Source organism: Streptantibioticus silvisoli (assembly GCF_027947535.2).
Taxonomy (GTDB): Bacteria; Actinomycetota; Actinomycetes; order Streptomycetales; family Streptomycetaceae; genus Streptantibioticus_C; species Streptantibioticus_C silvisoli.
In genome coordinates, this window is sequence record NZ_JAAGKO020000005.1 from 170,252 (window position 1) to 185,025 (window position 14,774).

Here is a 14,774-nt window from a genome sequence, read left to right on the forward strand (position 1 = left end):
TCGCGCCGGAGCGCACCGATCGGTCCACGACCCGCTTGCGCACTGATCGGTCCGCGACCCGCTGACGAGGCGACAGGCACGCCGGCCGAGCGGCAGCTGCCGCGATCCGTCGCCCGCCGGGACCGGACGGCCGTGGCCGGCGGCGTTGTCAGAGGTGGCTGGGAAGCTGTCCGTATGGACGAACTCACGCGCCGGGTCTACGGAGCCGACCACGACGACCCAGGACCGGAGCCGGGCTGCGACTACGTCGACCTGGTCGCCGGCCCGCTGGACGGCCTGCTGCTGAACGTCACGGGCTGGACCGGCGAACGGTTGCGCGAAACCGCGATCCTGTCCACCGAGATAGGGCGTCACGGCCCCGGCGGCCACACGATGTACGGTCCTCGCCCTGGCGACCCCGCACACTGGGACTGGCGCGGCGACACCCCCTGACGCGCCCCGCCCGGGTTCGACGGTGGCGCGGTCCGGGGGCGGGGGCGGGTGTCCCGGAGGCCCGGCACGGCGCGGTGGCGGGGCGGGCCCGTGGCCCCGGCACGGCGCCGTCCGTGCCCCCGATCGCCGTCCCGCTCTGGCTCAACGCTCGCCTTGCCGCCGTCAGTTGGGCCGGTCCTCCGGCGTCCGTGCGACCGGGCGGCGAACGTGCTCAGGCCCGCGTCGAGCAGTCGGACCACCCGGCGGACGTCGAAGGTCACCGCGGCGCGTTGATTCGGGCGGATGGAGGGGTGGGGAAGGGTGGCGGGGGAGCGGAGGGGCGCGGGTGCGGAAGGTGTTCGTGGAATCGCCGCCGGGGGAGTGGTCAGCCGCGTGCGTCGTCCAGGGGCCAGGCTTGCTGGACGAGTTCCAGGCGGTGGTAGGCGTCGTCGAACCAGGTGTCGGGCAGGTCGACCGTGATCGTCACGCTCGTCGGCGACGCCGAGCGGTCCGTGACCGTGACGTGGGCCCGCTCGCCGTCCTCGTCGAGCCCGATGAGCAGCTCCGTCGGGCGCTTCCCCTCACGCCACCCGATGTCCTCCCCGCAGTCGAGCGCGTCCAGCGCTTCCTGCCACTCCGTCAGGTCGTCCGGGAAGACCTCAGCCGCGATGCTTCCCCGTACGAACGCGGTGTCGACGAGGATCTCCCCGACCAGCCCGTCGGCGCCGGACGCCCGGTCGGCGGACTGCTTCCCGGCGATCCGCACGATCACGCTGCCGCCCGCACCCTCCAGACGGATCAGGTCCATCGAATCTGTCGGCCTCTCGGACGCCATGGCCTTACCCCCACCGCTCGGTTGATCTCCCCGAGACCCTAACCGCCGGCACCGGCGCCCCGGCCGCCAGGGCCGACAGTGGGCTCCGGGGCCGTTACGGGGTTCCTGACGAACCGGGGGAACGAACGGCGGGGCGCCGGCCTTGACTTCGGCCCAGCGGCCGCCAACGCCGGTAAGGGGAGCTCACGGGGATGAACGGTTGACGTCAGGGCAGGGGTCCGCGCGGGGGCGTGGGATGGGGTCCCGGTTCGGCAACCCTGCGCCGGTGCGGGGACAGGCTCCCGGTTTGGTTGCCGGTGTGGTCCTGGCTCCGCCTGGCACGAGAGCGGCCGACGGCGCCCCCGCGCGGGGTTCCCGGTTCGGTTCTCAGCGCGGTTCCGGTTCGACGGCGGGGGTGTGGGGTGGCGGCGGGGCCCAGCGGGGTCCCGGTTCGGCAGGTTCCCCATGAGGTCGTCACGTGAGGGCGGTTTCCGGAACGCGGATGCGGGATTCTGGTGTTGGCACTCCAAAAGATGGCACGCATGGTACCCCTACTGCATCGCTCAACTCGGGGCGCTCCAGCGCGCATAGGAACGACTGACGCAGGAAGGTGTGAAGGTCGTCGCCCTGTCGGTGGACGACCAGGCGACCACGCGACAAGTGGTCGAGAAGCACGGCCTGACTTTCCCGGTCGGCCACAGCGCCGACGCTCACCAGGTCGGCGCGGTCACCGGTGCGTTCGCCCACGACGACCCCGCCCACCTGGAGTCCACCGGCTTCGTCCTCGGCCCCGAGGGCCAGGTGCTAGTCAGCGTCTACTCCAGCGGCGCCATCGGCCGGCTCGTCCCCGACGACGTCATCGGCATGATCCAGTACGTCAAGCGGCTCGCGACGACGGCTTCGTCAGTGCCGACCGAGTTGCCTGACTGATAATCCGGCTTCACGCGCAGACCCGGTCAAGATCGGCTGCCTGACCACGGCTCACGTGGACCACGACGACAACGGCCTCGCCCTACAGCTATAAGGCCCAGACTCCGGTGCGGCTGCCCCGCCCACGGACACCCCCGCTCTCCAACTCGCTCACATCGCCCAAGGTCACGAACGCGCGGTCATAATGATTGCGTGGCCTCCAGCCCGTCGGCCGCTGACTGGTGGGTGGCCGGAGCCGTCAGAGCTGACTGCGCAGTCGAGGGAGCTCGCCGATGATGACGTCACCTCGCTGCGGAACGCCAGGCCGCGAGCTGAGCAGTTCCTCCCCGATCGCCGCTTGCCAGATGTTGTACGCCAGGGCCGAGCGCGTGTTCCTCGTCGTTTCATCGATCAGGCGGATGTGGCCCCACTGCATGGCAGCCGAGTTCAGGCGGCTTCAGTCGAACTGCGGCCACACGTGCGCAGCAGTAGCCCGCCCTGTAGTGCGGTGAGCAGCGCCAGGCCGAGGCGGTCGGGGTCGGCCTCGCAGCGCAGTACGCCCCGGTCGCGCATGGCGTGCAGACCATCGCGGATGGACTTCTCCCACAGGGCGAACCCGGCCGCCACGTCCTCACGCGCCGACGCATCGACCTCGGCCGGCTCACTGCCCAGCGAGCTGATGGGACAGCCTCCGGTGGCCTGCCGCGGCGGCCGCGATCCGGTCCCGTGTCGCCCGACCCTTGCGCGTCAGGCGTGGGGCGGCGGTGACGGCCTCATCTGCTCGTATGTCGTCACGGCACCGATTTTGGAGTATTCGTTACAAGAATATCGTCCGTCCGACGAAGCGACAGTGCCTCGCGACTGCCGCCGAACCGTCAACGGACCAGGTGAGTGACGGCGATCGCGGCGTGTCGGGCAGAGGCGGCGATGCCGGTTCGTGAATTCGTTGACTGGTTGTTGTTGACGTCAACGATGTGATGACGTCAAGTCGTTGTCGCAATCAACGACCAGTCAACGGTTTTGGAGAACGGCAGCGCCTCTTCTGACTGTATTGCCAAGCGGCATATCGCGTCAGACGGCTCGGTCCAGGCACGGAGGCTCAGCACGGGCGGTTTTTCCCTCGCTGATCCTGCGGGCGGCGTACGTCTTCGAAGTGGGTTCAGTCGGATGCGGATAGGTGTGAAATGGGGCAGCCCCCCGCTGTAGCAGCCGTTGCGTGGAGGGTCATGCCGTGTCCTGGGCGGTGCCGACAGCACAGGCCGAGTGAAGCGATCGCCCGACGTTTTTGGTGTGGATGCGGGGATGTCGCCGCCACCTACACAGGCCGGGGCCAGGCTGTTTGTGGAATTGGCCGGGTGCTTGGCCGTCGTCGATCGTCGCGGCCCTGTATTGGTCGGCGAGTGCTTTGATCTGCGGTGTCCAGAGCTGGACGATGTGCTTGTCGCCTCGTGCAGCCAGCTTCGGCAGTACAGGTGACGGTTCTGCGGCGCGAGGAGGCGGACGGGGGCCGGCAGGGGGCGGCCGTGGAGCCTGCCCCTGAAGGACTGGGCACTGCTGGTCGCGGCCTGCTGGCGCACGAACCTGACCGTGCGCCAACTGGCGCCGTTGTTCAGGATTTCCAAGTCAGCGGTGGACCGGATCATCGACCACCTCGGGCCGATGCTCGCACTTCAGCCCCGCAAGCGGTTCACGAAGGACGCCGCGTTGATCGTGGACGGCACCCTGGTGCCCACCCGCGATCACGCTGTCGTCGAGCAGTCGAAGAACTACCGCTACTCCACCAATCCCCAAGTTGTCATCGACACTGACAGCCGCCTGGTGGCGGCGGTCGGCCAGCCTTTGCCCGGCAATCGAAACGAACGCAGAACGTGGGAGGAGTCCAGAGAGAAGGCCGTCGTCGGCACGACCGTGACGATCGCTGACGGCGACTATCCGGGCGCCGGACACGTAATGTCCCACCAGCGCCGCAAGGGCGAGGAACTGTCCGACCGGAAGCAGGCCCACAACAAGTCCCATGAGCAGGTTTGCATTCGCGTCGAGCATGTCTTCGCTCGGACGAAGACCTGGCAGGTCCTCCGCGGCTGCCGTCTCAAAGGTGATGGAGTCCACCACGCCATGCTCGGTGTCGCACGGATGCACAACCTTGCTCTCCTCGGACAGACCACTCGGTTACGCAGCAGCAGGGATGCACGTGTTCGGCACCGGTGACATCGGTGTCCTTTTCGGCCTGAACGGTCGGCAAGGGCGAACACCACGTCGTCATCGTCCTCCCGGCTGGGAAGAAGGCGTTCGACAAGCGGCTGCCCGGCGACGAGCCCATACTCCGCGAGGTGCTCGGCAAGCTGAAGGCCAAACACGGCACCGTGCTCGTGGTCGTCGATCAGTCCCCTTCGATCGGCGCCCTACCGCTGGCAGTGGCCCGGGATCTGGGTTGCCCGTTGCCCATCTGCCCGGACTGACGATGCGCCGGACGCTGATCTCTGCCCCGGCGAGGCCAAGTCCGACGCTCGTGACGCGTTCGTCATTGCGGACGCCGCCCGCGTCATGCCCCCATGTCCTGCGTACGGTCAACCTCGAAGCCGAGGCCATCGCCGCCTGGCCTCCTTGCCCGGATCCATCCGAGCCTCGAACGCGTGCTGGAACCACGGCTCGTCCACCCGGCCCGCCTGGCCCTGCTGGAGCGGTCCGGCTGACCAGCCACTTTGCGCAAGGCTGGACGCCGCTGCCCGATCGATCTCGTCGGCCGTGAGCCCCACGCATGTTCGAGCTGTTCTCCGAGGAGCACCGCACCGCGCTCGACGAGCAGACCGCCGTCGTCGCCGGCACCGAGGCGGCCGCATCGGTCGTGCCGAGCCCGGCCCACGTCCGTTCGCTCGACTGCACCAGGTCGAACACCACGTGCCAGTCCTCAGCCGGGGTGCCGGCCACGGACGCATCCGGCAGAGCCCCCGTCCGGTCAGGATCGAACCGGCCCCACCCCGAGCCCCCGCGGACCCGTGCCCTCCGCAGACCCGCTTTCGCCGAGCCCGACCGGCGGCGTCCCCGCATGGCCGTGCGTCCGTCACCCCGGTGGGCGCATTCGGCAGGGCGTCCCGGCGCGGCGCCCGGTATCCAGGAGGGGAACGCCTTTTTCTGGCGTGAGCCGACCCCGCCACCCAGGAGGCATCCATGCCCGGTGCGAGCGCTTCCACGGCCTCGGAGACCGCGAGCGGAGCGGGTTCCGCCGCGGACGACGAGTCACCCATTCACATCCTGTGGATCAACGCGGGCCTCAGTTGCGACGGTGACTCCGTTTCGTTGACCGCGGCCACCCAGCCCAGCATCGAGCAGATCGCGCTGCAGGGGCTGCCGGGGCTGCCGAAGGTGGCCATCCACTGGCCGCTGATCGACTTCGAGTGCGGACCCACGCAGGGCGCGGACAACTTCATCGAGTGGTTCTTCAAGGCCGAGCGTGGCGAGATCGAGCCGTTCGTGCTGGTCGTCGAGGGGTCGATCCCCAATGAGTCGATCAAGGCCGAGGGGTACTGGTGCGGTTTCGGCGACGACCCGGAGACCGGACAGCCGATCACCACGAGTGAGTGGATCGACCGGTTGTCGCCGAAGGCGCTGGCCGTGGTCGCCATCGGCACCTGCGCGACGTACGGCGGTATCCACGCGATGGAGGGCAACCCGACCGGGGCCATGGGGGTGCCGGACTACCTCGGCTGGGAGTGGAAGTCGCACGCCGGGATCCCCATCGTGTGCGTGCCCGGGTGCCCGATCCAGCCGGACAACTTCGCCGAGACGCTGACCTACCTGCTGCACCAGGCGGCGGGTTCGGCGCCGATGATCCCGCTGGACGACAAGCTGCGCCCGACGTGGCTGTTCGGCGCGACCGTGCACGAGGGCTGCGACCGGGCCGGCTACTACGAGCAGGGTGACTTCGCCACCACGTACGACTCGCCCAAGTGCCTGGTGAAGCTGGGCTGTTGGGGGCCGGTCGTCAAGTGCAACGTGCCCAAGCGGGGCTGGATGGACGGCATCGGCGGCTGTCCGAACGTCGGCGGCATCTGCATCGCCTGCACGATGCCGGGCTTCCCCGACAAGTTCATGCCGTTCATGGACGAACCCCCCGGCGGCAAGGTGTCGAGCACCGCCAGCGGGATCTACGGGATGGCCATCCGCAGACTGCGCGGCATCACGCTGAAGACGGTCGACAAGGAGCCGAAGTGGCGCCATCCCGGCCGTGAACTGACCACGGGCTACCGCAAGCCCTGGTAACGGCCGGGCAGGCCGACAACCGTCGATCGGCAACGACGGACCGCACCGCAGGACAACCCCACCAGACGGCACCACCTGACGGCGACACGACGACGAAGGGCACGGCACCGACGATGGCAACGCCCACGACCGCGGGAAAAAGCAGCGGTCTGACGGAGATGTCCTGGGATCCGATCACCCGGATCGTGGGCAGCCTCGGAATCCATACGAAGATCGACTTCAAGCAGAAGCGTGTCGCCGAGTGCTACAGCACCTCGTCGGTCTTCCGGGGCTACAGCGTCTTCATGCGCGGAAAGGACCCGCGCGACGCGCACTTCATCACCAGTCGTATCTGCGGCATCTGCGGTGACAACCACGCCACCTGCTCGGTCTACGCGCAGAACATGGCGTACGGCGTGAAGCCGCCGCACCTGGCCGAGTGGCTGATCAACCTCGGTGAGGCCGCCGAGTACATGTTCGACCACAACATCTTCCAGGAGAACCTGGTCGGCGTCGACTACTGCGAGAAGATGGTCCGCGAGACCAACCCCGGCGTCCTGGAACGTGCCGAGCACACCGAGGCCCCGCACGCGGGCGACCACGGATACCGCACCATCGCCGACATCATGCGCTCGCTCAATCCGCTGGAGGGCGAGTTCTACCGGGAGGCCCTCCAGGTCAGCCGGTACACCCGGGAGATGTTCTGCCTGATGGAGGGGCGCCATGTGCACCCCTCCACGCTCTACCCCGGCGGCGTCGGCACCATCGCCTCCGTCCAGCTGCTGACCGACTACCTCTCCCGCCTCATGCGCTACGTCGAGTTCATGAAGCGCGTGGTGCCGCTGCACGACGACCTGTTCGACTTCTTCTACGAGGCGCTGCCCGGCTACGAGGAGGTCGGCCGCCGGCGGGTCCTGCTCGGCTGCTGGGGCGCGCTGAACGACCCCGAGCACTGCGACTTCACCTACCGCAACATGACCGACTGGGGCCGGCGGATGTTCGTCACCCCGGGCATCGTGGTGGACGGCAAGCTGGTCACCAACGACCTGACGCAGATCAACCTCGGCATCCGCATCCTGCTGGGCAGTTCGTACTACCAGGACTGGCAGGGCCAGGAGCAGTTCGTCACCCACGACCCGCTCGGCAACGCCGTCGACCCGCGGCACCCGTGGAACCAGCACACCATCCCGGCGCCGCAGAAGCGCGACTTCGACGACAAGTACAGCTGGGTGATGTCCCCGCGCTGGTTCGACGGCACCGACCACCTGGCGCTCGACACCGGCGGCGGACCGCTCGCCCGCCTGTGGTCCACCGCCCTGTCCGGCCTGGTCGACATGGGCTACGTCAAGTCCACCGGCCACAGCGTCGTCATCAACCTGCCCAAGTCGCTGACCAAGCCGGAGACCACGTTCGAGTGGAAGATCCCGAAGTGGAGCAACGCCCTCGAACGCAACCGGGCGCGCACCTACTTCCAGGCGTACGCGGCCGCGGCGGCGCTGCACTTCGCCGAGCAGGCGCTCGTCGAGGTCCGCGCCGGCCGCACCAAGACGTGGGAGAAGTTCGAGGTCCCCGACGAGAGCATCGGGGTCGGCTTCACCGAGGCGGTACGCGGCGTCCTGTCGCACCACATGGTCATCCGGGACGGCAAGATCGCCAACTACCACCCGTACCCGCCCACCCCGTGGAACGCCAGCGTCCGCGACACCTACGGCACCCCCGGCCCGTACGAGGACGCGGTGCAGAACACGCCGATCTTCGAGGAGAACCCGCCGGAGAACTTCAAGGGCATCGACATCATGCGGGCGGTCCGCAGCTTCGACCCGTGCCTGCCGTGCGGGGTGCACATGTACGTCGGCGGCGGCCGGACGGTGGAGAAGATGCACGTGCCGACCGGGCTGAGCGGGCTCGCCGGATGACGGGCCGGCAGACCCAGGAGGTCCGGCGGGCGCCGTCGCCGGACGCGGTGGCACAGCACGTCGGGGAGCTGCTCGACCGGTTGGCCGCCGATCCGGTGGCCGCCGAGACCGCCGAGGAACTGGTCCGCGCCCTGATGGACTTCTACGGCACCGGACTGACCCGGGCCGTCGCCCTGCTGTCCGGGCGCAGCGGCAATCCGCTGGGCGCGCTGCTCGACGACGAGGTCACCGCGGGGCTGCTGGTCCTGCACGACCTGCACCCCGACGACGTCCCGGTCCGCATCGACCGGGCCCTGCGCGCCGCCGACGCCGCCACGTTCGGCGTCGAGGGATTCGACGCGGACACCGGCACTCTGCGGTTGCGGCAGACCGGAGACGGCTGCGGGTGCGGCAACACCGCCGCGGCGGTCCGCGAACGCGTCGAGTCCGCGCTGGCCTGCTTCGCCCCCGAGGTCACCACCGTCGTGGTCGAGGAAGCGCCCGCCGACCGCCCCGAGCCGGTCCTGCTCCAGATCGCCGCCCGCCCGCCCGGCACCAGCCCGGTGGGCGCCCGGTGAGCGACCACACCACCGCCGCGCGGGGGCTGCGCAGGTACCTCGGGCCGCGCCCGCCGGCCGTGGAGCGCTGCGAACTGTGCGCGGTCCCGGTGGACGACGGCCACCGCCACCTGGTCGACACCGAGCGGCGCGCGCTGGCCTGCGCCTGCCGGGCCTGCGCGATGCTGTTCGACCGGGACGGCGCGGACGGCGGACGCTTCCGCACGATCCCGGACCGCTACCTGAGCGATCCGGCTTGGGACGCCGACACGGCCGCGTGGCAGGCCCTCGGCATCCCCGTGGGCGTCGCGTTCTTCTTCCGCAACGCCGCCCTGGACCGCGTCGTCGCGTTCTACCCCAGCCCGGCCGGCGCCACCGAGAGCGAGGTCGACCCCCAGGCATGGGAGGGCGTCTTCCGCGACTCGCCGCTGGCCCGCACCCTGCTGCCGGACGTCGAGGCACTGCTCGTGCGGCGCACCGACGAACACGCCGCGTGCCACCTGATCCCCATCGACGCCGCCTACGAACTCGTCGGACGGCTGCGCCTGCACTGGCGGGGGTTCGACGGCGGCGCCGACGCCCGCGCCGAACTCGACACGTTCTTCACCGGCCTGGACCGCAAGGCGGCACCGGCGCCGCCCGCGGTGCGCGGTACGGCCGCCGGAACGCCGACTGGTGCGACGGCGGGAGCGCCGACCGGCGGGGCGGCGGGAGCGCCGGCCGGCGGGGCGGCGGGAGCGCCGGCCGGCGCGGTCGCCGGAACGACGCCCGGTGCGGTCGCCGCAACGCCGGCCGGTGCCGGGTACGCGACCGCGGACGGGGGCGCGCGGCCGTGAGCGATCTGGGCTTCACCTGTACCGGCGTGACCGCCGACCCCTACGCCGCCGGACCCACCCTCGTCTTCCGGCTGCGCGTCACCGCCTCCAGCGGCGAACGCGTGCACGCCATCGCGCTGCGCTGCCAGATCCGCATCGAACCGGCGCTGCGCCGCTATGCCCCGGCGGAGGCCGACCGGCTCGGCGACCTGTTCGGCGAACCGTCCCGCTGGAGCCGGAGCATGCAGCCGCTCCAGTTCGCCCACGTGTCCGTGATGGTCCCGGGCTTCACCGGTGAGACGGAGGTCGACCTGCCGGTGCCGTGCACGTACGACATGGACATCGCCGCCACCAAGTACTTCGAGGCGCTGCGCGACGGCGAGGCGCCGCTGACCCTGCTGTTCTCCGGCACCGCGTTCCGCGGCCGGGGCGGGTTCCAGGTGCAGCCGGTCCCCTGGGACCGCGAGGCGCCGTGCCGGATGCCGGCGCGGGTGTGGCGGGAGATGATCGACCAGCACTTCCCGGGCTGCGGCTGGCTGCGGCTGCCGCGCGACACGATGGACGAGCTGCTCGCCTTCCGTTCCCGGCACGCCCTGCCGTCGTGGCAGGAGACCGTCACCACGCTGCTGGCCGCCGCCGAACCGACGCCTCCCGCCGGGGGAGCCCGCGTGCCGGTGGCCCCCTCCCCGGCCGTCGCCGAATCGGTTGCCGCCGAACCGGTTGCCGCCGAACCGGTCGCGGCTGAGCCGGTTGCTGCCGAACCGGCTGCCGCTGAACCGGCCGCTGTCGAACCGGCCGCCGCCGAGTCGACCGCACCCGCGGCGACACCTCTCCCCGGGGAAGCCCGCGTGCCGGTGGCCTCCTCCCCGGCAACGGCAACGGCAACGGCAACGGCAGCGGCCCCGGCAACGGCAACGGCAACGTCGCCGGAGGCGCGGGTGACGGCGCCATGACCACGGTCACCCCGGCCGACGCGGACCAGCTGTTCGACACCGCGTGCAAGGCCGCCGACGCCGTCCTGTTCGAGGGTTATGTGCTCTACCCGTACCGGGCGTCCGCCGCCAAGAACCGGATGCGCTGGCAGTTCGGCGTCCTGGTCCCGCCGTCCTGGGACGGCCACCGCGGCGAGCACAGCACGCAGCGCACCGAGTGCCTGATGGAACCGCGCGGCGACGCCGAGGTCACCGTCCGGCTGCGCTTCCTGCGGGTGCGGCGCCGTACCGTCCTGCGTTGCCTGCCCGGCGGCGGTCACGCACCGGCCGACAGCCTCGACCTGCCCGACCGCGTGCTGGTCCCGTGGGACGAGGGCGTCGAGGAGCGGGTCGACGTGACCGCCACGATCGAGCAGTTGTGCGGGGTGGGCGTCGAAGCGCCGGTCGGCCTGCCGGCGGACGAGGACACCGAGGAGGTGTACGACGCCGCAGGTGCGAAGGTGGGACGGCTGGTCCGGCGCGGGGAGCGCGTTGACGCCGTCGTACGGCTCACCGCCACCGAACTGCCCGGCCCCTACCGCGTGTTGAGGCTGACGGTGGTCGTGAAGAACACCGGGGACTGGACCGCCGAAGCGGGCGGTGACACCTCCCGGGAGGCCGCGCTGCCGCACTCCCTCGTCGCCGCTCACCTGATGATCGGCCTGACGTCGGGGTCCTTCGTGTCGATGACCGATCCGCCGGAGTGGGCCCGGGCCGCGGTGGCCGACTGCCGCAACGACCGCACCTGGCCGGTGCTGGCCGGGGTGGACGGCCGGGCCGACGTGATGCTGTCGTCGCCCATCATCCTGGAGGACCACCCGCGCATCGCCCCGGAGAGTCCCGGCGCGCTCTACGACTCCCTGGAGATCGACGAGATCCTCGCGCTGCGCACCGCGGCCCTCACCGACCAGGAGAAACGCGAGGCACGCGGCACCGACGAACGCGCCGGCGCTGTGGTCGACCTGGCCGACTCCCTGCCCCCCGAGGTGCTCGAACGGCTGCACGGCGCGGTCCGTTCGCTGCGCGAGGCCACCGGTGAGGTCGACCGGCCGGACGAGCCCCCGGTCCTCACCACACCGGACCTTGACGGACCTCCGGTGCTCACCACCCCGGACCGCGACGAGTTCCCGGTCCTCACCGCCCCGCACCCCGACGGATTCCCGGACCTCACCACCCCGGTCCGCGACGAACTCCCGGTCCCCACCGCCCCGCACGCCGACGAACCCCTGGCGCCCAGCAGCCCCGACCCGGACGAGGGCCTCGCCCGCGCCTTGCGGCCCGACGCTCCCTGGTGGGATCCGGCGGCCGACCGCAGCGTCGACCCGGCCCGCGACCGGGTGCTGGTCGACGGCCGGTCGGTGGGAGCGGGCAGCCGGGTGCGCCTGCGTCCCGGGCAGCGGCGTACCGACGCCCAGGACATCTTCCTGCACGGCCGGACCGCGCTGGTCGAGGCGGTACTGCACGACGTGGACGGCGCGGTCCACCTCGCCGTCACCGTCGAGGACGATCCCGGAGCCGAACTGCGCCGCCTTCAGGGCCGGTTCCTGTACTTCCAGCCCGACGAGGTCAGCGTGCTGCCCACCCCGTCCGGCACCCCGGGCGGCTCGGACTCCAGGGCGCCGGCGTGAACGCGCCGGGCGGTGTGCCGGTGACCTCGGGGCCGCCGCGCGTGCTGGTGGCCGGCCTCGGCAACATCTTCCTCGGCGACGACGGCTTCGGCGTCGAAGTGGTCGGCCGGCTGGCCCGGCACCCCCTGCCGCCCGGCGTGGAGACCGCGGACATCGGCGTGCGCGGCGTCCACCTGGCCTACCAGCTCCTCGACGGCTACGACAGCGTCGTCCTGCTGGACGCCACCGCGCGCGGCGGTGTCCCCGGCACCGTCTACCTCATCGACGACGCCGCGCCCGCGGAACCGGCCCCCGGCGACGTCCTGATCGACGGCCACCGGATGACACCGGACGCCGTGCTGGCGCTGCTGGCCACCCTCAGCGCCGGCACCGGGGGCGAACGTCCCGGGCGGGTACGGGTGGTGGGCTGCGAACCGGCCTGCCTGGACGAGGGCATCGGCCTGAGCGACCCGGTGGCCGGCGCGGTCGACCGGGCCGTGGACGTGGTCCTGCGCCTGCTGCGCGACGACCCACCGCCGGGCCGGACGTTCGCCGCGGCGGTCCGCAGCGACGAGCCGGCGCGCTGACCGGCCACGCACCGTCCGGCGCCCGCGACGGGCGTACGACCGAAGCGCGCCGAGCCGCCCGGACGGGCCGGCGCACCGAGACGCACGAAGGAGAACAGCGCATGAAGAAGATTTTCGTCGGCGCCGCCGCAGCCGTGGTCGCCGCCGCCGTCGCGGTCAACATCCCGGACATCAGGCGTTACTTGAAGATGCGCAACATGTGAGCGGCAACATGTGAGCGGCGGTCAACGGAGACGGCGCCGACCCGGGATTTCACCGCACCCGAGCGAGCACGACAGCTCCCGGGGGACTTCTCAGGGACACTTTCCTGTTGATCTTGAGCGAGTCGGGCGTCCAGCACCGACAGGCCCCGCCCGCCCGCGCCGGGCATGAAGTGGGCGTAGCGGACGAGCGCGATGGCCGGGGAGGAGTGCCCCGGCCACACCGACACGCTCACGATGGACTCGCCCGCCGTCGCCCCGCCGTCAGCAGCACCGGCTGCCGCGCACATCTCCGGAGCCGCTGCGGCGCCGGAGCCCGGCGGGCGGCGGACCGGGGCCGTCAGGGCGAGCCACCCCCGGTGGTGAACGGCACTGTCGGGCCGGCCGATCAGTTGCCCGGTGCCTGAGGCCGTTCCGGCGCGGTCGTCGAACCTCCCCGATGCGGCGATCCTCGGTCGTCCTCGGGGGTGCGGGGGCCCGTCAGGTGGGTGAGGGCTTCCTGCCAGGTGCCGGCACGGACCGGCAGCGGATCCAGGAACGCGGCCAGGGTGTGGATGGCGTCCGTGGCGGCGGGGCGGGCGATCCAGTTGACGATGGACGCCAGCAGCCGGGCCCGGGTGGGGGTGCCGGTTTGGGGCGGTTCGGTCAGGACTGCCGTGACGGCGTGGCCGGGGTCTTCGGGCCGGGCCGGATCGGGCAGGTGGAGGGCGCCGGTCGTGGGGGAGGCCCGCAGCGTGGTGTAGGGCTCGGGCGGGAGTCGCCAGCCGGCGCGTTCCAGCTGCCGGGCGCGTTTGACGAGGTCGGACATCCAGGTGCGGGGGAACAGCACGGCATGCCCCCCGTCGTGCACGGCGGCCCCGCACAGCAGGGGGACCGTGCCCCGTTCCGGCGAGGCGTGGCTCGCGTAGCCGGCGAGGACGGCGGCGAGGCTCTGCCGGAGGGCGTCGGCGGTGCGGGCCCGGGTGAGGAGTTCACCGCCGCGGAAGAGGAGGTAGAAGGTGTCGGGGCGTTCGACAGTGAGGGTGACGGGCGTGTAGCCGCTGTCGCTGAGGCCGCCGGCGGTCTCCACGATCCGGCGGACCTCGCCGCCGCGGACCGCGATCCCGAGCCGGGTGCCGTTGACCCGTGCGGTCAGCAGCGCGTCCACCGGTTGGGCGGCGACGTTCACCGAACAACTCGTCGGTGCCTCGATGACGGTGGCCCGCGGGTCGGCGCCGCTGAGTTCGACCAGTGCGTGGCCGACCTCGTCGAAGCCGGTCAGCACCCGGGGCGGCCGGTCGGGGGACAGGAGTACGGCGGTGGGTGTGCCCTGCTGGGCCGCGCGGCGGCCGAGGCGGGCCAGTCGCCGGCGTGCGGGTTCGGCCAGCGGCCGACCGAGCGCACGGGTGTCGTCGCCGTCGACCAGGAGCACGGAGGCGTCGAGGTGCGTCAGGCCGGGGGCGTTCGCCGCGAGGTCGGCGGTCAGTTGGGTGCAGAAGCCACAGGCGGTGGCCATCGCGATCACCAGCACCGGATGCCGTGCCGACGGGGCGCAGTCGGCGGCTTGCGCCCGGAGGTCGTCGTGCGCCGCGGGTCCGGCGGAAACGGTGTCCGGTGCGAGGAAGCCGGCGGCCCGCCACTGGGTGAAGCAGTGGGTGTGCTGGGCGTGGTGTTCGGCGGCGGGGGGCCGGCCGCGCAGCCAGCCGAGAGCGGTCGGACTGAGGTAGGCCGCGGCGGGCCTGCCGGTGTCCAGCAGGACCCCGCCGCTGCCCAGCTCAGCCACGACCACT

At 71.6% G+C, this 14,774-nt stretch carries 10 protein-coding genes and 5 pseudogenes; 12 read left to right on the forward strand and 3 right to left on the reverse strand.

All coding sequences use genetic code 11. The features are described 5' to 3' along the window. Window positions 1-174: 174 nt before the first annotated feature. Complete coding sequence (locus POF43_RS05850; protein WP_271326044.1) at window positions 175-432, forward strand: hypothetical protein; 258 nt, start codon at window positions 175-177, stop codon at window positions 430-432. Window positions 433-796: 364 nt separating this feature from the next. Here the strand turns inward: POF43_RS05850 and POF43_RS05855 are convergent, their stop codons facing one another. Further along, a complete protein-coding gene (locus POF43_RS05855; RefSeq protein ID WP_271326076.1) occupies window positions 797-1,219 on the reverse strand; it encodes a DUF5959 family protein in 423 nt (140 codons plus the stop codon). Between the two features lie 618 nt (window positions 1,220-1,837). Here POF43_RS05855 and POF43_RS05860 point away from each other — a divergent pair. After that, entirely contained in the window at window positions 1,838-2,155 is a 318-nt protein-coding gene (locus tag POF43_RS05860) for a peroxiredoxin family protein (protein WP_271322475.1), read from the forward strand. 426 nt (window positions 2,156-2,581) lie between these two features. Here the strand turns inward: POF43_RS05860 and POF43_RS05865 are convergent. Then, window positions 2,582-2,824 (reverse strand): annotated as a pseudogene (locus POF43_RS05865) (LmrA/YxaF family transcription factor); the annotation flags it as partial. Between the two features lie 742 nt (window positions 2,825-3,566). Between POF43_RS05865 and POF43_RS05870 the strand changes: the two are divergent. From POF43_RS05870 to POF43_RS35105, 10 genes and pseudogenes are all read left to right on the forward strand, one after another. After that, window positions 3,567-4,342, forward strand: a pseudogene (locus POF43_RS05870) (transposase). Beyond that, window positions 4,320-4,818: pseudogene (locus POF43_RS05875) on the forward strand (IS110 family transposase); the annotation flags it as partial. The pseudogenes POF43_RS05870 and POF43_RS05875, both read left to right, overlap by 23 nt. A 484-nt stretch (window positions 4,819-5,302) precedes the next feature. Beyond that, window positions 5,303-6,394 carry an NADH-quinone oxidoreductase subunit B family protein gene (locus POF43_RS05880; RefSeq protein WP_271316910.1) on the forward strand — a complete coding sequence of 364 codons (1,092 nt, stop codon included), beginning with the start codon at window positions 5,303-5,305 and terminating at the stop codon, window positions 6,392-6,394. 113 nt (window positions 6,395-6,507) lie between these two features. Continuing rightward, a complete protein-coding gene (locus POF43_RS05885; protein ID WP_282698748.1) occupies window positions 6,508-8,289 on the forward strand; it encodes a nickel-dependent hydrogenase large subunit in 1,782 nt (593 codons plus the stop codon). Next, complete coding sequence (locus tag POF43_RS05890) at window positions 8,286-8,846, forward strand: NifU-related iron-sulfur-binding protein (RefSeq protein WP_271317285.1); 561 nt, start codon at window positions 8,286-8,288, stop codon at window positions 8,844-8,846. Before POF43_RS05885 ends, POF43_RS05890 begins: the two co-directional genes overlap by 4 nt. Then, window positions 8,843-9,457, forward strand: a pseudogene (locus tag POF43_RS05895) (DUF5947 family protein); the annotation flags it as partial. The gene POF43_RS05890 and the pseudogene POF43_RS05895, both read left to right, overlap by 4 nt. 200 nt (window positions 9,458-9,657) lie before the next feature. Then, window positions 9,658-10,302, forward strand: a pseudogene (locus tag POF43_RS05900) (DUF6084 family protein); the annotation flags it as partial. A gap of 287 nt (window positions 10,303-10,589) precedes the next feature. Next, the gene (locus POF43_RS05905) at window positions 10,590-12,239 is read left to right on the forward strand and encodes a hypothetical protein (protein ID WP_271322474.1); all 1,650 of its coding nucleotides are present in this window, start codon (window positions 10,590-10,592) and stop codon (window positions 12,237-12,239) included. Then, window positions 12,236-12,805: a hydrogenase maturation protease gene (locus POF43_RS05910; RefSeq protein WP_271322473.1), complete on the forward strand. Its 570-nt coding sequence runs from the start codon at window positions 12,236-12,238 to the stop codon at window positions 12,803-12,805. Before POF43_RS05905 ends, POF43_RS05910 begins: the two co-directional genes overlap by 4 nt. 101 nt (window positions 12,806-12,906) lie before the next feature. Continuing rightward, complete coding sequence (locus tag POF43_RS35105; RefSeq protein WP_372515857.1) at window positions 12,907-13,008, forward strand: DUF6893 family small protein; 102 nt, start codon at window positions 12,907-12,909, stop codon at window positions 13,006-13,008. 385 nt (window positions 13,009-13,393) lie between these two features. On the opposite strand, the gene POF43_RS05915 is transcribed toward POF43_RS35105, so the two are convergent. Then, the gene (locus tag POF43_RS05915; RefSeq protein ID WP_271322472.1) at window positions 13,394-14,767 is read right to left on the reverse strand and encodes a hypothetical protein; all 1,374 of its coding nucleotides are present in this window, start codon (window positions 14,765-14,767) and stop codon (window positions 13,394-13,396) included. Window positions 14,768-14,774: the final 7 nt, after the last annotated feature.

Bases quoted from the DNA above. Each gene is read 5' to 3' on its own strand.
- POF43_RS05880 (WP_271316910.1), top strand. From the start codon at position 5,303: ATGCCCGGTGCGAGCGCTTCCACGGCCTCGGAGACCGCGAGCGGAGCG.
- POF43_RS05905 (WP_271322474.1), top strand. From the start codon at position 10,590: ATGACCACGGTCACCCCGGCCGACGCGGACCAGCTGTTCGACACCGCG.
- POF43_RS05885 (WP_282698748.1), top strand. From the start codon at position 6,508: ATGGCAACGCCCACGACCGCGGGAAAAAGCAGCGGTCTGACGGAGATG.
- POF43_RS35105 (WP_372515857.1), top strand. From the start codon at position 12,907: ATGAAGAAGATTTTCGTCGGCGCCGCCGCAGCCGTGGTCGCCGCCGCC.
- POF43_RS05850 (WP_271326044.1), top strand. From the start codon at position 175: ATGGACGAACTCACGCGCCGGGTCTACGGAGCCGACCACGACGACCCA.
- POF43_RS05890 (WP_271317285.1), top strand. From the start codon at position 8,286: ATGACGGGCCGGCAGACCCAGGAGGTCCGGCGGGCGCCGTCGCCGGAC.
- POF43_RS05855 (WP_271326076.1), bottom strand. From the start codon at position 1,219: ATGGACCTGATCCGTCTGGAGGGTGCGGGCGGCAGCGTGATCGTGCGG.